Source organism: Streptomyces nitrosporeus (assembly GCF_008704555.1).
In the GTDB taxonomy this organism is placed as follows: domain Bacteria; phylum Actinomycetota; class Actinomycetes; order Streptomycetales; family Streptomycetaceae; genus Streptomyces; species Streptomyces nitrosporeus.
The window spans coordinates 2,605,668-2,621,228 of sequence record NZ_CP023702.1 but is presented as its reverse complement, the minus strand read 5'-3'; the positions used below and the strand labels follow the sequence as shown (position 1 = coordinate 2,621,228).

Annotated in this window: 14 protein-coding genes; 13 read left to right on the top strand and 1 reads right to left on the bottom strand. The window is 70.5% G+C overall.

Annotated features, from left to right (window positions below; all coding sequences use genetic code 11):
- Positions 1-111: 111 nt before the first annotated feature.
- The 10 genes from CP967_RS11370 to CP967_RS11325 all read left to right on the top strand — a co-directional run bounded on the left by CP967_RS11370 (position 112) and on the right by CP967_RS11325 (position 11,569).
- A complete protein-coding gene (locus CP967_RS11370) occupies positions 112-1,041 on the top strand; it encodes an ABC transporter permease (protein ID WP_150487876.1) in 930 nt (309 codons plus the stop codon).
- Positions 1,034-1,978 (top strand): ABC transporter permease, encoded by a 945-nt coding sequence (locus CP967_RS11365; protein WP_150487875.1) that lies wholly within the window; start codon positions 1,034-1,036, stop codon positions 1,976-1,978. The genes CP967_RS11370 and CP967_RS11365 overlap by 8 nt, the downstream gene beginning before the upstream one ends.
- Positions 1,979-1,989: 11 nt before the next feature.
- On the top strand, positions 1,990-3,048 hold the full coding sequence (locus CP967_RS11360; protein WP_150487874.1) for an ABC transporter ATP-binding protein: 1,059 nt from the start codon (positions 1,990-1,992) through the stop codon (positions 3,046-3,048).
- A complete protein-coding gene (locus tag CP967_RS11355) occupies positions 3,041-4,183 on the top strand; it encodes an ABC transporter ATP-binding protein (RefSeq protein ID WP_150487873.1) in 1,143 nt (380 codons plus the stop codon). Before CP967_RS11360 ends, CP967_RS11355 begins: the two co-directional genes overlap by 8 nt.
- Positions 4,184-4,350: 167 nt before the next feature.
- A complete protein-coding gene (locus tag CP967_RS11350) occupies positions 4,351-5,985 on the top strand; it encodes a peptide ABC transporter substrate-binding protein (RefSeq protein WP_150487872.1) in 1,635 nt (544 codons plus the stop codon).
- A gap of 99 nt (positions 5,986-6,084) precedes the next feature.
- Positions 6,085-7,008, top strand: coding sequence for an ABC transporter permease (locus CP967_RS11345; protein ID WP_150487871.1), 924 nt, complete (start codon positions 6,085-6,087; stop codon positions 7,006-7,008).
- Complete coding sequence (locus tag CP967_RS11340; RefSeq protein ID WP_150487870.1) at positions 7,001-7,993, top strand: ABC transporter permease; 993 nt, start codon at positions 7,001-7,003, stop codon at positions 7,991-7,993. The genes CP967_RS11345 and CP967_RS11340 overlap by 8 nt, the downstream gene beginning before the upstream one ends.
- A gap of 13 nt (positions 7,994-8,006) precedes the next feature.
- Complete coding sequence (locus CP967_RS11335) at positions 8,007-8,984, top strand: ABC transporter ATP-binding protein (protein ID WP_150487869.1); 978 nt, start codon at positions 8,007-8,009, stop codon at positions 8,982-8,984.
- Positions 8,974-10,251, top strand: a complete 1,278-nt coding sequence (locus CP967_RS11330) for an ABC transporter ATP-binding protein (protein WP_150487868.1) — start codon at positions 8,974-8,976, stop codon at positions 10,249-10,251. Before CP967_RS11335 ends, CP967_RS11330 begins: the two co-directional genes overlap by 11 nt.
- A 229-nt stretch (positions 10,252-10,480) precedes the next feature.
- Positions 10,481-11,569: a hypothetical protein gene (locus CP967_RS11325; RefSeq protein WP_150487867.1), complete on the top strand. Its 1,089-nt coding sequence runs from the start codon at positions 10,481-10,483 to the stop codon at positions 11,567-11,569.
- Positions 11,570-11,607: 38 nt separating this feature from the next.
- Here the strand turns inward: CP967_RS11325 and CP967_RS11320 are convergent, their stop codons facing one another.
- Entirely contained in the window at positions 11,608-13,734 is a 2,127-nt protein-coding gene (locus tag CP967_RS11320; protein ID WP_150487866.1) for an alpha/beta fold hydrolase, read from the bottom strand.
- Between the two features lie 166 nt (positions 13,735-13,900).
- On the opposite strand from CP967_RS11320, the gene CP967_RS11315 reads away from it, so the two are divergent.
- The 3 genes from CP967_RS11315 to CP967_RS11305 all read left to right on the top strand — a co-directional run bounded on the left by CP967_RS11315 (position 13,901) and on the right by CP967_RS11305 (position 15,558).
- Positions 13,901-14,095 (top strand): hypothetical protein, encoded by a 195-nt coding sequence (locus CP967_RS11315; RefSeq protein ID WP_150487865.1) that lies wholly within the window; start codon positions 13,901-13,903, stop codon positions 14,093-14,095.
- Between the two features lie 87 nt (positions 14,096-14,182).
- Positions 14,183-15,100: an N-acetyl-1-D-myo-inositol-2-amino-2-deoxy-alpha-D-glucopyranoside deacetylase gene (gene mshB / locus CP967_RS11310; RefSeq protein ID WP_150487864.1), complete on the top strand. Its 918-nt coding sequence runs from the start codon at positions 14,183-14,185 to the stop codon at positions 15,098-15,100.
- On the top strand, positions 15,097-15,558 hold the full coding sequence (locus tag CP967_RS11305) for a DUF6113 family protein (RefSeq protein WP_150487863.1): 462 nt from the start codon (positions 15,097-15,099) through the stop codon (positions 15,556-15,558). The genes mshB and CP967_RS11305 overlap by 4 nt, the downstream gene beginning before the upstream one ends.
- Positions 15,559-15,561: the final 3 nt, after the last annotated feature.

Genomic DNA, 15,561 nt, shown 5'->3' with positions numbered 1-15,561 from the left:
GAGGGCCCCACTCGGCCATCAGCCGCCCACACAGGCAGTAGGTCCCGGGGGCCGCGCTTCGATATCCGGAGCGCGGTCCCCGGGCTGCATGACCCCAAATCGGAGGCAAACATGGGGCGTTACGTCGCGCGGCGACTGCTCCAGATGATCCCGGTCTTCCTCGGATCAACCATGCTGGTCTTCGCCATGATGTATGTGCTGCCCGGCGATCCCGTGCGCGCACTCGCAGGCGAGCAGACCGTCGACCCCGCACAGATCGCGGCCATGAAGAAGGACCTCGGCCTCGACCTGCCGTTCTGGCACCAGTACTGGAACTATCTGGTCGGGCTCTTCCAGGGTGACTTCGGAACGGAGATCGCCAGCGGTCGTCCGGTGTCCGAGACCATCGCGGACGCTTTCCCGATCACGATCAGGCTGGCGCTGTTTGCCTTCGTCTTCACCGTTCTCGTCGGTATCTCCATCGGCGTCTTCGCCGGACTCAAGGCCGACACCCTCCGCGACCGCGGCCTGCTCGTCCTGACGCTGCTGCTCATCTCGGTGCCGTCGTTCGTGCTCGGCTTCCTCGCCCAGTACTTCTTCGCCCACCAGCTCGGCTGGGTCGACCCCAACGTCAGCGCGGAAGCGAACTGGGGTGAGCTGCTCCTGCCGGCGGTCGTCCTCGGGTCGCTCTCCCTCGCGTACGTCGCGCGCCTGACCCGTACGTCGATCGCGGAGAACCTGCGCGCCGACTACATGCGCACCGCGGTGGCCAAGGGCCTGCCGCGCCGTCGCGTCATCGGCGTCCACCTCATGCGCAACTCGATGATCCCGGTGGTCACCTTCCTCGGTACCGACCTCGGTGCGCTGCTCGGCGGCGCCGTCGTCACCGAGGGGATCTTCAACGTCCAGGGTGTGGGCCGGGCGGTCTTCGGTGCGCTGCAGCACCGTGAAGGCGCCACGGTCGTCGGCATCGTGACGCTGATCGTCATCGTCTATCTCGTCACCAGCCTGCTCGTCGACCTGCTTTACGCGGTCCTGGACCCGAGGATCCGTTATGCCTGAGGTGCTCAAGGAAGCCCCCACCGGCCTGTCCGCCGACTCGGCCGCCGAGCAGGCGGCCTCCGCGCCGGTGGGCAAGCCCCGCAGCCTGTGGTCGGACGCCTGGCACGACCTGCGGCGCAGCCCGCTGTTCATCGTCTCGGCCGTCCTGATCTTCTTCCTGCTGATGATGGCGATAGCCCCCGGCCTGTTCACCGGCGCGGACCCGCGCTACGCGGACCTGGCCAACCACTACCTCCAGAAGCCCAAGTGGGGGAACTTCTTCCAGGAGGACTGGTTCGGCTACGACATCCAGGGCCGCTCGATCTACGCACGTGTCATCTACGGCGCCCGTGCCTCGATCATGGTCGCGGTGATCGTCACCGCCCTCGTCACGATCCTGGGCACCGTGGTCGGCATGCTGGCCGGCTACTTCGGCGGCTGGATCGACACGCTGCTCTCCCGGGTCACCGACATCTTCTTCGGAGTCCCCTTCATCCTCGGCGCGATGGTCATCCTGACCTCGTTCGACGAGCGTCACGTCTGGGTCGTCATCCTGGCCCTGGCCTTCCTCGGCTGGACCCAGATCGCCCGTGTGGCGCGTGGTTCCGTGCTGACGATCAAGCAGGCGGACTACGTGATGGCGGCCAAGGCGCTCGGCGCCTCGACCAGCCGCATCCTGCTCCGCCACATCCTGCCGAACGCCATGGCCCCGGTGATCGTGGTCGCCACCATCGCCCTCGGCGGTTACATCTCGGCCGAGGCCACGCTGTCCTTCCTGGGCATCGGACTCGCCGAGCCGACCGTGTCGTGGGGTGTCGACATCTCCTCCGGCCAGGAGCAGCTGCGCAACGCCGCGTTCGTGCTGATCATCCCGTCGGTCATGGTGTCGATCACCGTTCTGGCGTTCATCATGCTCGGCGATGCTGTACGCAACGCCCTCGACCCCAAGCTGCGCTGAGGGAGGCGTACATGACCATCATCGACAAGACCGCGGACGTCCCCGCTCCGCGCGGGTCCGACGACACGGGCGGCCCGCTGCTCGAGGTCCGCGACCTGCACGTGGAGTTCCACACCCGTGACGGGGTCGCCAAGGCCGTCAACGGCGTCAACTACAACGTCAGCGCGGGCGAGACCCTCGCGGTGCTCGGCGAGTCCGGCTCCGGCAAGTCCGTGACCGCCCAGGCGATCATGGGCATCCTGGACATGCCCCCCGGCCGCATCCCGAAGGGCGAGATCCTCTTCCGCGGCCAGGACATGCTCAAGATGTCGGCCGAGGAGCGCCGGCAGATCCGCGGCCGGAAGATCGCGATGATCTTCCAGGACGCGCTGTCCTCGCTCAACCCGGTCCTCAGCGTCGGCTACCAGCTCGGCGAGATGTTCCGGGTCCACAAGGGCATGTCCAAGAAGGAGGCCAAGGCCAAGTCCATCGAGCTGATGGACCGGGTGAAGATCCCGGCGGCCAAGGCCCGTGTCTCGGACTACCCGCACCAGTTCTCCGGCGGTATGCGCCAGCGCATCATGATCGCGATGGCGCTCGCCCTGGAGCCGGACCTGATCATCGCGGACGAGCCCACCACGGCGCTCGACGTGACGGTCCAGGCCCAGGTCATGGACCTCCTCGCGGAGCTCCAGCGTGACTTCAACATGGGTCTGATCCTCATCACGCACGACCTCGGTGTCGTCGCTGACGTCGCCGACAAGATCGCCGTGATGTACGCGGGCCGGATCGTCGAGACCGCCCCGGTCCACGAGATCTACAAGCGTCCCGCGCACCCCTACACCAAGGGGCTGCTGGACTCGATCCCGCGCCTGGACCAGAAGGGCCAGGAGCTCTACGCGATCAAGGGCCTGCCGCCCAACCTGCTGCACGTGCCGTCCGGCTGCGCCTTCAACCCGCGCTGCACCATGGCGCAGGACGTGTGCCGTACGGACATCCCGGCCCTGCTCCCGGTGACCGAGCAGGACGGCACCGAGCTGGCCGGCCGCGGCAGCGCCTGCCACTTCTGGAAGGAGACGATCCATGGCTGAGCTCAAGAAGGAGTCCGTGGACGCCACCCCGAACGTCACCGAAGTGGCGACCGTCAACGCGGGTACCGAGACGGAGGCCGTGGCGGCGATCGACGCCCCCGTCTCCAAGGGGGAGCCGATCCTCCAGGTCCGCAACCTGGTCAAGCACTTCCCGCTGACCCAGGGCATCCTCTTCAAGAAGCAGGTCGGCGCGGTCAAGGCCGTGGACGGGGTCTCCTTCGACCTCTACCAGGGCGAGACCCTCGGTATCGTCGGTGAGTCCGGCTGCGGCAAGTCCACGGTCGCCAAGCTGCTGATGACGCTGGAGCGGGCCACCGCGGGCGAGGTCTTCTACAAGGGCCAGGACATCACCAAGCTGTCCGGCCGTGCGCTGAAGGCCGTGCGCCGCAACATCCAGATGGTGTTCCAGGACCCGTACACCTCGCTGAACCCGCGGATGACGGTCGGCGACATCATCGGGGAGACCTTCGAGATCCACCCCGAGGTGGCCCCGAAGGGCGACCGGCGCCGCCGGGTGCAGGAGCTCCTGGACGTCGTCGGGCTGAACCCGGAGTACATCAACCGCTACCCGCACCAGTTCTCCGGCGGCCAGCGCCAGCGCATCGGCATCGCCCGCGGCCTCGCGCTCAACCCGGAGATCATCATCTGCGACGAGCCGGTCTCCGCGCTCGACGTGTCGGTGCAGGCCCAGGTCATCAACCTGATGGAGAAGCTCCAGGACGAGTTCAACCTGTCCTACCTCTTCATCGCGCACGACCTGTCGATCGTGCGGCACATCTCCGACCGGGTCGGCGTGATGTACCTCGGCAAGATGGCCGAGATCGGTACCGACACGCAGATCTACGACCACCCGACGCACCCCTACACCCAGGCGCTGCTGTCGGCGGTCCCGGTCCCCGACCCGGACGCCCGTGAGGGCCGCGAGCGGATCATCCTCACCGGTGACGTCCCCTCGCCGGCCAACCCGCCCTCGGGCTGCCGCTTCCGCACCCGGTGCTGGAAGGCCGAGGACAAGTGCGCCACCGAGGTGCCGCTGCTGGCGGTCCCCGAGCGCTTCAAGGCCACGGACACGCCCGCGGCGCACGAGTCGGCGTGCCACTTCGCCGAGGAGAAGAACGTCGTGAACGCGGCGTAACCCGCCCGGCGCGGACGACGACAGGCGCCCGGCCTCCCCGACACGGGGGGCCGGGCGCCTTCGCGTGTTACGGGCGCGCCCGTACGGAGGACATACGCATGCGACGTACCGTCAAATGGGGTGATATAGGGCATTGAGCTACTCAAGGGAACCCTAGGAGGCACTCCATGCGCGGAGCCACACAGGCCAGGTGGGCCGCATGTGCCGTAGCCGTCGCCCTGGCGGCCACGGCCTGCGGCGGCGGGGACGGCGGTGGCGGCGGCGGAGGCGGCGCGGACGGCATCGTCAGCTCCTCCTGGGGTGACCCGCAGAACCCGCTGGAGCCGGCGAACACCAACGAGGTGCAGGGCGGCAAGGTCCTCGACATGGTCTTCCGGGGACTCGTCCGCTACGACCCGAAGACCGGCGAGGCCAAGAACGAGATCGCCCAGTCGATCACGTCAAAGGACTCGCAGAACTTCACCGTGAAGATCAAGGACAACTGGACCTTCAGCAACGGCGAGAAGATCACCGCCAAGTCCTTCGTGGACGCCTGGAACTACGGCGCCGCGCTGGAGAACAACCAGAAGAACGCCTACTTCTTCGGCTACATCGACGGCTACGACAAGGTCCACCCCGACTCGGGCGACGCGAGCGCCGACACCCTCTCCGGCCTGAAGGCGGTGGACGACACCACCTTCACCGTGAAGCTGTCGCAGAAGTTCTCCACCTGGCCCGACACCCTCGGCTACGCGGCCTTCGCGCCCCTGCCCAAGGCCTTCTACGACGACCACGACGCATGGCTCTCCAAGCCGGTCGGCAACGGCCCCTACACCATCGAGAGCTATGACAAGGGCTCCTCGATGAGCCTGCGCAGGTGGGACGGGTACCCGGGGGCGGACAAGGCGCAGAACGGCGGCATCGACCTCAAGGTCTACACCGACAACAACACCGCCTACACCGACCTGACCGCCGGCAACCTCGACCTCGTCGACGACATCCCGGCCTCGCAGCTCAAGAACGTGCAGGCCGACCTCGGCGACCGGTACATCAACACCCCCGCGGGGATCATCCAGACCCTCGCCTTCCCCTTCTACGACAAGAAGTGGGACACCCCCGACGCGGCCAAGGTGCGCCAGGGACTGTCGAAGGCGATCAACCGCGCGCAGATCACCGACCAGATCTTCCGGAAGACCCGCACCCCGGCCACCGACTGGACCTCCCCGGTGCTCGGCAAGGACGGCGGCTTCAAGAAGGGCCTGTGCGGCTCCCCGTGCGAGTACGACAAGGCGGGGGCCAAGAAGCTCATCGAGGAGGGCGGCGGGATCCCGGGCGGCCAGCTCAAGATCTCGTACAACGCGGACACCGGCTCGCACAAGGAATGGGTCGACGCCGTCTGCAACAGCATCAACAACGTCATGGGCGACAACAAGGCATGCGTCGGCGCCCCGGTCGGCACCTTCGCCGACTTCCGCAGCCAGGTCTCCAACCAGAAACTGACCGGTGCCTGGCGGGCCGGCTGGCAGATGGACTACCCGCTGATCCAGAACTTCCTCCAGCCGACCTACTACACCGACGCCTCCTCCAACGACGGCAAGTGGAGCAACGAGGAGTTCGACGGCCTGGTGGACAAGGCCAACGCCGAGACCGACAAGGCCAAGGCGGTCTCCACCTTCCAGGACGCCGAGAAGGTCCTGGCCGAGCAGATGCCGGCCATCCCGCTCTGGTACCAGAACGGCAGCGCCGGCTACTCGGACCGGATCAGCGGCGTCTCGCTCAACCCGTTCAGCGTGCCGGTCTACAACGAGATCAAGGTCAAGTGACCTGACCGGGGCCGGGTGGCCGGTGCGCCGTCCGCGCACCGGCCGCCCGGCCTCCCGCATCCCCGCCCGGCCTCCTCGCCCCGACCCCCGGAGCCCTTCATGGGACGTTATGTGATCCGGCGGCTGCTGCAGATGATCCCCGTCTTCTTCGGCACCACGCTTCTGATCTTCCTCATGGTGAACGTGATGGGAGACCCCATCGCGGGCCTCTGCGGCGACCGGCAGTGCGACCCCGCGACAGCCTCCCGGCTGCGGGCCGAATTCGGCCTGGACAAGCCCGTCTGGCAGCAATACGTGACCTACATGGGCAACGTCTTCACCGGCGACTTCGGCACCGCCTTCAACGGGCAGAAGGTCACCGAGCTGATGGGCACCGCCTTCCCCGTCACCATCCGGCTGACCGTCGTCGCCATCGTCTTCGAGATCGTCATCGGCATCAGCCTCGGCGTCGTCACGGGCCTGCGCCGGGGCCGGCCCGTCGACACCACCGTGCTGATCCTCACGCTGATCGTCATCTCCGTGCCGACGTTCGTCACCGGCCTGCTGCTCCAGCTCCTGCTCGGCGTCCAGTGGGGCGTCATCAAACCGTCCGTCTCCACCGGCGCACCGCTGGACGAGCTCATCGTCCCCGGACTCGTCCTCGCCTCGGTCTCCCTCGCCTACGTCACCCGGCTCACCCGGACCTCGATCGCCGAGAACTCCCGCGCGGACTACGTCCGCACCGCCGTGGCCAAGGGGCTGCCCAGGCGCCGGGTGGTGATCCGGCACCTGCTGCGCAACTCGCTCATCCCCGTCGTCACCTTCATCGGGACGGACGTGGGGGCGCTCATGGGCGGCGCGATCGTCACCGAGCGGATCTTCAACATCCACGGCGTCGGCTACCAGCTCTACCAGGGCATCCTGCGCCAGAACTCCCAGACCGTCGTCGGGTTCGTGACCGTCCTGGTCCTGGTCTTCCTGGCGGCCAACCTGATCGTCGACCTCCTGTACGCCGTACTCGACCCGAGGATCCGCTATGCCTGAGCAGCAGCCGTGGGACGACCCGTCGGGGAGCGGAGCGATCTCGGGGGCCGGGGCGGGCGGGGCCATGGACCTCGCGATGGACGAGGGCGCGACGCTGGAGAAAACCCCGGGCGGCCCCGACGGGGCCGGGCCCGCGGGCAAGCCCCGCAGCCTGTGGTCCGACGCCTGGCGCGACCTGCGCCGCAACCCCGTCTTCATCATCTCCGGGCTGATCATCCTGTTCCTGGTGGTCATCTCGGTCTGGCCGTCGCTGATCGCCTCCCAGGACCCGCTCGACTGCGACCTGGGCAAGGCGCAGGAAGGCTCCCAGCCCGGCCACCCCTTCGGCTTCGACGGCCAGGGCTGCGACGTCTACACCCGCACCGTCTACGGCGCGCGGACCTCGGTGACCGTCGGCGTGCTGTCCACGCTCGGGGTCTCCCTGCTCGGCGGCGTACTGGGCGGGCTGGCCGGGTTCTTCGGCGGGACGTGGGACGCGGTCCTCTCCCGCATCACGGACGTCTTCTTCGGCATCCCCGTGGTCCTCGGCGGCCTGGTCTTCCTCTCCGTGGTCACCAGCTCCACCGTCTGGCCCGTGATCGGCTTCATCGTCCTGCTCGGCTGGCCGCAGATCGCCCGTATCGCACGCGGCTCCGTCATCACCGCCAAACAGAACGACTACGTCCAGGCGGCCAGGGCGCTCGGGGCCTCCAACGCGCGGATGATGCTGCGGCACATCACCCCCAACGCCATCGCCCCCGTGATCGTCGTCGCGACCATCGCCCTGGGGACCTACATCTCGCTGGAGGCGACCCTCTCCTACCTCGGGGTCGGACTGAAACCACCGGCCGTGTCCTGGGGGATCGACATCTCCGCCGCCTCGCAGTACATCCGCAACGCGCCGCACATGCTGCTCTGGCCCGCCGGGGCGCTCGCGGTCACCGTGCTCGCCTTCATCATGCTCGGCGACGCGGTACGCGACGCCCTCGACCCCAAGCTGCGCTGAGGAGTCCACCGCCATGCTGCTCGAAGTGCGCGACCTGCACGTGGAGTTCCACACCCGCGACGGCGTGGCCCAGGCCGTCAACGGGGTCAACTACAGCGTGGAGGCGGGGCAGACGCTGGCCGTGCTCGGCGAGTCCGGGTCGGGCAAGTCCGTCACCGCCCAGGCGATCATGGGCATCCTCGACATGCCGCCGGGGCGGATCAGCGGGGGCGAGATCATCTTCAAGGACCGCGACCTGCTGAAACTCAAGGCCGAGGAACGCCGCAGGATCCGCGGCCAGGAGATGGCCATGATCTTCCAGGACGCGCTGTCCTCGCTGAACCCGGTGCTCAGCGTGGGGGACCAGCTCGGCGAGATGTTCGTCGTGCACCGGGGGATGTCCCGTTCCGACGCCAGGGCCAAGGCCGTCGAGCTGATGGACCGGGTGCGCATCCCGGCCGCCCGCGAGCGGGTGGGGGACTACCCGCACCAGTTCTCGGGCGGTATGCGCCAGCGCATCATGATCGCCATGGCGATGGCGCTGGAACCCTCGCTGATCATCGCCGACGAGCCGACCACCGCTCTGGACGTCACCGTCCAGGCCCAGGTGATGGACCTGCTCGCCGAGCTCCAGCGCGAACTCAACATGGGACTGATCCTCATCACCCACGACCTCGGCGTGGTGGCCGACGTCGCCGACAAGATCGCGGTGATGTACGCCGGCCGCATCGTGGAGACCTCGCCCGTCCACGACATCTACCGGGCACCCGCCCACCCCTACACCAAGGGCCTGCTGCGGTCGATCCCGCGCCTGGACCAGAAGGGCCAGGAACTGTACGCGATCAAGGGTCTGCCGCCCAACCTGCTGCACATCCCGCCCGGCTGCGCCTTCCACCCGCGCTGCCCGATGGCCCGGCCGGTGTGCCGTACCGACGAGCCGCCGCTCTACACCGTGGACGAGAACCGCAGGAGCGCCTGCCACTTCTGGAAGGAGACGCTCGATGCGCGCTGAGGACACCGGCCGTCCGGCCGGCGGCGGGGCCACGCTCCAGGCCGTGGCACGGGAATCCGGCGAAGGGCGGCCGTACGCGGAGGGTGATCCGATCCTCCAGGTACGGGGACTGGTCAAGCACTACCCGCTGACCCGGGGCATCCTCTTCAAGAAGCAGACCGGCGCGGTCAAGGCCGTCGACGGCGTGGACTTCGACCTCTCGGCGGGAGAGACGCTGGGCATCGTGGGGGAGTCCGGCTGCGGGAAGTCGACGGTCGCCAGGATGCTGGTCCACCTGGAACCCCCGACCGGGGGCGCGATCCGCTACAAGGGGGAGGACGTCACCAAGCTGTCCGGCCGTGCGCTGAAGGCCGTGCGCCGCAACATCCAGATGGTGTTCCAGGACCCGTACACCTCGCTGAACCCGCGGATGACGGTCGGCGACATCATCGGGGAGCCGTACGAGATCCACCCCGAGGTGGCGCCCAAGGGCAGCCGGCGGCAGAGGGTGCGGGACCTGCTGGACGTCGTCGGGCTGAACCCGGAGTACATCAACCGCTACCCGCACCAGTTCTCCGGCGGCCAGCGCCAGCGCATCGGCATCGCCCGCGGCCTCGCCCTCAACCCGGAGATCATCGTCGCGGACGAGCCGGTCTCCGCGCTCGACGTGTCGGTACAGGCGCAGGTGGTCAACCTGCTGGACCGGCTCCAGGCGGAGTTCGGGCTGAGCTTCGTGTTCATCGCGCACGACCTGTCGATCGTGCGGCACATCTCCGACCGGGTCGGCGTGATGTACCTCGGCCGGATCGTCGAGACCGGCACCGGCGAGGAGATCTACGACCACCCGACGCACCCCTACACCCAGGCCCTGCTGTCCGCCGTCCCGGTGCCCGACCCGACGGCCCGTGAGTACCGCGAGCGGATCATCCTCCACGGGGACGTACCGTCACCGGCGAACATCCCGTCGGGCTGCCGCTTCCGCACCCGCTGCTGGAAGGCGCAGGAGCGGTGCGCGCGCGAAGTGCCCCTGCTGGCCGTCCCGGCGGTGTTCCGGGACTCGGACACGGCGGCCCGGCACGACTCGGCCTGCCACTTCGCCGAGGAGAAGCAGGTGGTCCCGCCGGAGGGACTGCTGGAGACGCCCGAGCCCGCCGACGCCCGGGACACCGGGGACGGGACCGGCCACACACGCTCCGGCGGGGAGCCGGACGGAGGGGAGCCGGACGGAGGGGAGCGGGACGGCGGGGAGCCGGACGGCGGGGAGCGGGACGGCGGCCATCCGGGATGACCGTGGAAGCGGTGTCACGGCCTGCCCGGCGGACCCCGGACAGGACCTAACACAGAGGCAACCCGGCCGTCACCTCACCGATATACGAACGCTCCACCATGGAGAACGTACGGCCGTGCGGGTGCCGTGAGCCGGCCGGGGCGCATCACGCCGCCCCGGCCGGTCTTCCCTTCCCGCCCGGCCCCCGGCCCCCTTGTCCAACCGTGTAGCGCGGTGGATTATCGCTGGGGTGACACTCACCCGGGGAGCCAGGATCACCGGCGCGGTGCTGTACGCCGTGCTCGGGGCCGTCGTCGTCTGCTGGATCGTCCGTGACGTCCTGGCGGTGGACGAACCGCTCGAACTGCTGCGCTTCTGGGCCGGTTACGCGGACGCGCACCCCGGGGCGTCACCCGCCACCACACAGACCGACGCGGTGCTGTTCGCCGTCCTGGCCGTCGCCGGCGCCACCGTCCGGCACTCCACGGCCGCCGCCGCCACGATGGTGGTCACCGGCGTGGTCGCCTTCGTCCTGCGGCTGCCCTCCGTCTGGTCGGCCGGCTCCTCCTGGATGGACGGGCGCTACAGCGACGAACTGCGGACCCGGGCGCTGGTCAGCGCCTTCGTGGTCCTGGCCGCCGCCCTCGCGCTGATCGTCACCGGGAGCGCGGGGCGCGGACAGCCCGCGGACGCCTACGAGCCGCTGCCCGCCCGGCCCGCCCAGGGAGCCGGGGTCGTGGCCTTCCTGGCGCTCGGGACCGCCGGTGCCGTGTCGGTGGCGTGGGAGATCCGGCGGCTGTTCGTCCTCCCCGACGCGGTCTACCCGGACTGGTTCACCGGCGGGGACGCGATCCCGGTGTCGCTGACCGGCGCCCCGCCCGGCTGGAACAGCGTGGCGCTCTCGGCCGCCTGCCTGGTGGCGGCGTGGACCGCGCTCTTCAGGGCCGTCCACGCCCGGCCGCTCGGTCTGACCGCGGGAGGTTTCCTGCTGGTCTCGGGCGCCCTCGCCATCGCCCAGGCCGCCCACCACGAGGTGCTGGAGCACTTCGGCGAGCTCACCCTCGAATACCAGCTGAACGTGGCCACCTCGTTCCTCCTCGCCCTCGCGGGAGCGGCGGCCCTGCTCGCCCTCGCCCCCCGGGGGACGGCCGACGACCGGCAGGACCCCGGCTACGGCGGTTACGGCTACCCGCCCGAGGGCTACGGCTACCCGCCGGCCGGCCCCGCCCCCGGCCATGGCTACGGCTACCCGCAGCCGGGGGGCACCGGCGGGTTCGGGCCGCCGCCCGGGGCCCCGCCGGCCCCGCCGCCGCCGGGGCCGGTACCGCCCGGCTGGTGACCCCGCGGCGACGGCCCGCGGCCGGGAGGGGACGGTCCTCAGGCGCGCGGCAGGCCCAGGGACCGCTTCAGGAAGTCCACCTGGAGCAGGAGCAGGTTCTCGGCCACCTGCTCCTGCGGGGTCATGTGGGTCACCCCGCTCAGCGGCAGCACCTCGTGCGGGCGCCCCGCCGCCAGCAGGGCCGAGGAGAGGCGCAGGGCGTGCGCGACCACCACGTTGTCGTCGGCGAGCCCGTGGACGATCAGCATCGGGCGCACCTCGGCGGCCGGGCGTGACAGACCCTCGTCGGTGACCAGGGAGCTGGCCGCGTACACCTCCGGCTGCGCCGCGGGGTCGCCGAGATAGCGCTCCGTGTAGTGCGTGTCGTAGAGCCGCCAGTCCGTGACCGGGGCGCCCACGACGGCCGCGTGGAAGACGTCGGGGCGGCGCAGCACCGCGAGACCGGAGAGGTAACCGCCGTACGACCAGCCGCGCATGGCGACCTTCGTCAGGTCCAGCGGGAAGCGGCCGGCCAGGGCGTGCAGGGCTTCCACCTGGTCGTCCAGGGTGAGGGTGAAGTCGTCCCGTACCGCCTTCTCCCAGGCGGGCGAGCGGCCGGGGGCGCCGCGGCCGTCCGCGACGACCACCGCGAAGCCCTGGTCCGCGAACCACTGGGACGTCAGGTGCGCGTTGTGCGCGGCGACGACCCGGCGGCCGTGCGGGCCGCCGTACGGGTCCATCAGGACCGGAAGCGGACCGTCGGATTCCTTGTAGCCGGTGGGGAGCAGCACGGCGCACGGAATGCGGCGTGCGCCCCCCTCGGTCAGTACGGGCGCGGCCGTCAGTCCGGGGGACTCGGCGAGGCTGGCGACCGAGGCGATCCGCTTGCCGTCCCGCAGGACGCGCACGGCCGTCCCCGGGCGGTCGAGGGTGGCCGAGAGCAGCACCGTCACCCCGCCCCCGCGCACCGCCGTGTGGACGCCCGCGCCCTCGCTGACCCGCTCCACGCCCAGCTCGTTGACCCGGTAGACGTGGACCTGGCCGGTCTCCGGCTCCGCCGCTTCCTCACCCGCGACCGCCGACACCAGGACGTCCGACTCCCCGATGTCCAGGACCGCCTGGATGTGCAGCTGCGGTCCGGTCAGCGGGCGGTCGCCGACCGAGAGCACCCGCGCCCCGCCCTCGTCGGCGACGCGCACGAGCCTTCCGTCCGGTGCCCAGGCCGGTACACCGGCGAAAAGATCCAGCCAGACATCGTCCTCGTCCACATGGACCGTGCGGGTCGCCCCGCTCTCCGTGTCCACCGCCAGATGCAGCTGACTGCGCTGGTCACGGGCCTGGACCAGCAGCAGCGGGGCACCGTGGGCGGACCAGTGGACCCGGGCCAGGTACGGGAAGCGGGTGCGATCCCAGACAACTTCGGTACGGGTGCCGTCCAGGTCCGTCAGGAAGAGCCGTACCTCGGCGTCGGCCGTGCCGGCGGCCGGATAGGCGACCTCGGCGGGCTTGCTGCCCGGGTTCGCCGGATCCGCGATCCACCACCGCTGGACGGCACGGTCGTCCACGCGGGCCACCAGCAGCCGGTCCGAGTCCGGGGACCACCAGAAGCCCCGGTGGCGGCCCATCTCCTCGGCCGCGACGAACTCCGCGAGGCCGTACACCGTGTGCCCGTCCTCCGGTTCGGCGAGCGGCCGGTCACCCCCGCCGTCCGCCCCCACGACCCGCAGGGCGCCGCGTGAGACATAGGCGACGTGCCTGCCGTCGGGGGAGGGCCTGGGGTCGATGACCGGGCCGGGCACCGGCAGGGCGCGCGCCGTACCCGCCCGCAGCTCGGCGACGTACACCGTGCCGGAGAGGGCGAAGGCCGCCAACTCGGCCGCGCCGTCCAGCGCGTAGCCGACGATGCCCGCCGATCCCTCCCGGGTGCGCTCGCGGCGGGCACGCTCCTCGGCGGAGAGCTTCTCCGCCGAACCGCCCAGCAGGGCACCGGGGTCCGCCGCGACGCGTTCCTCGCCGGTCCCGGTGTCCAGCACCATCAGGCGGTTGGCCCGGTCGGTGCCGGACGCCGACCTGAGAAAGACCACTCTCGTCCCATCCGGTGAGACGGTGAAGGCCCGGGGTGCGCCGAGAGCGAATCGCTGGGTCCGGGCGTGCAGGCGGGGAAAAGACAGCTTCTTCGAGGTCATGGCGTCGAACCTAGTCCCGGGGCGCCGGTCCGTGCGCCCCTCGTGCTGCTGTGCACCGATCGATGCGTCGGCACGGATAGTTATGATTCGTAGCGCTCGGTGGGTAGGAACCCGCCGGCTCCATGTGTGCTGCCTGTCCCGACCGTACCGATGGAGGTGAACCGCCGTGGCACTCTCGATTTCGGTGGTGGTGCTGCTGGCGATCGTCGTCTTCCTGCTGATCCGGAAATCCGGACTGAAGGGCGGACACGCGGTGGTCTGCATGCTGCTCGGCTTCTATCTCGCGAGCTCCTCGATCGCCCCGACCATCTCGGAGGTGACGTCGAACGTGTCGAGCATGATCGGGGGCATCAAGTTCTGACGGCCGGGCCCGGCCCCGGGGGAAGGCGCCGGGCACCCGGGCGTGGGGCGGTCGGCCGCGGGGCCGGGCTGCTCGTAGGCTGGTCCCATGAAGGACCATCCCGCCCGCCGTCTGCTGCTGGTGCACGCGCACCCCGACGACGAGTCGATCAACAACGGTGCCACCATGGCCAGATACGCGGCCGAGGGGGCCCACGTCACCCTGGTGACCTGCACGCTCGGCGAAGAGGGCGAGGTGATCCCGCCGGACCTGGCGCACCTCGCCGCCGACCGGGACGGCACCCTGGGCGCCCACCGCGCCGGCGAGCTCGCCGCCGCGATGAAGGCGCTGGGCGTCACCGACCACCGCTTCCTGGGCGGCGCCGGGCGGTACCGGGACTCCGGGATGATGGGCACCGAGCAGAACCACCGGCCGGGTGCCTTCTGGGACGCCGACGTGGACGAGGCGGCCGGGCTCCTGGCGGAGGTGATCCGCTCGGTGCGGCCCCAGGTCCTCGTCACCTACGACCCCGACGGCGGTTACGGCCACCCCGACCACATCCAGGCCCACCGGGTCGCGATGCGCGCCGCCGAACTGGCCGGGGACACCGCGTACGGCGCGGTGCCCGGCGAAGCGCACACCGTGGCGAAGATCTACTGGAACCGGGTGCCGCGCACCGTGGCCGAGGCCGCCTTCGCCCGGCTGCGGGAGACCGCGCCGGACGCCTTCGGCGGTGTCGCCGAGGTCGGTGACGTCCCCGGGGTGGTGGACGACGGGCGGATCACCACCGAGATCGACGGCACCGCCCACGCCGGGGCGAAGACGGTGGCCATGCGGGCACACGCCACCCAGATCGCGGTGGACGGCCCCTTCTTCGCTCTTTCGAACGACCTCGGTCAGCCCGTCTTCACCACCGAGTACTACGAGTTGGTGCGGGGCCCCTCGGGCGGCGGCCCCGGCGCCAGGGAGCACGACCTCTTCGCGGGACTGCCGGACGTGGCGGCCGCACCGGGAGCACGGACATGAGCAGCAGGCAGAGACCGCGCGCCTCCTCGCGGGCGCCGCGCACCAACGCCCCGCCCCGGGCCCCGGAGCCCACCGGCCTGGCGGCCGCGCCGAAGCCCGGCCGGATCGCCGCGTACGCCGGCCTCGCGGTGCTGGGCGCGGCCGTCGGACTGGCCGGCACGCTGCTCCAGGGGGCGCTGTTCCCGGGCGGACTGCTGCTGGCGCTGCTGGCGGCGGCGGGGGTCTTCTACGGCGGCCGGGTGCTGACCGGTACCCAGCTCGGCGCGCTGGCGCCCGCGGTGGGCTGGTTCGTCGTGGTGGTCCTGCTGCTGGGCGGGCGGCCCGAGGGCGACTTCGTCTTCGGCGAGGAGCTCGGGCTCGCGCTCTTCATGCTCGGCACGATGGGCATCGCTGTGATGTGTGCCACGATGTCGCGGCTGCCGTATCCGGCCGACGGCCCCCGCCCGCCCGGTACGTGAGGT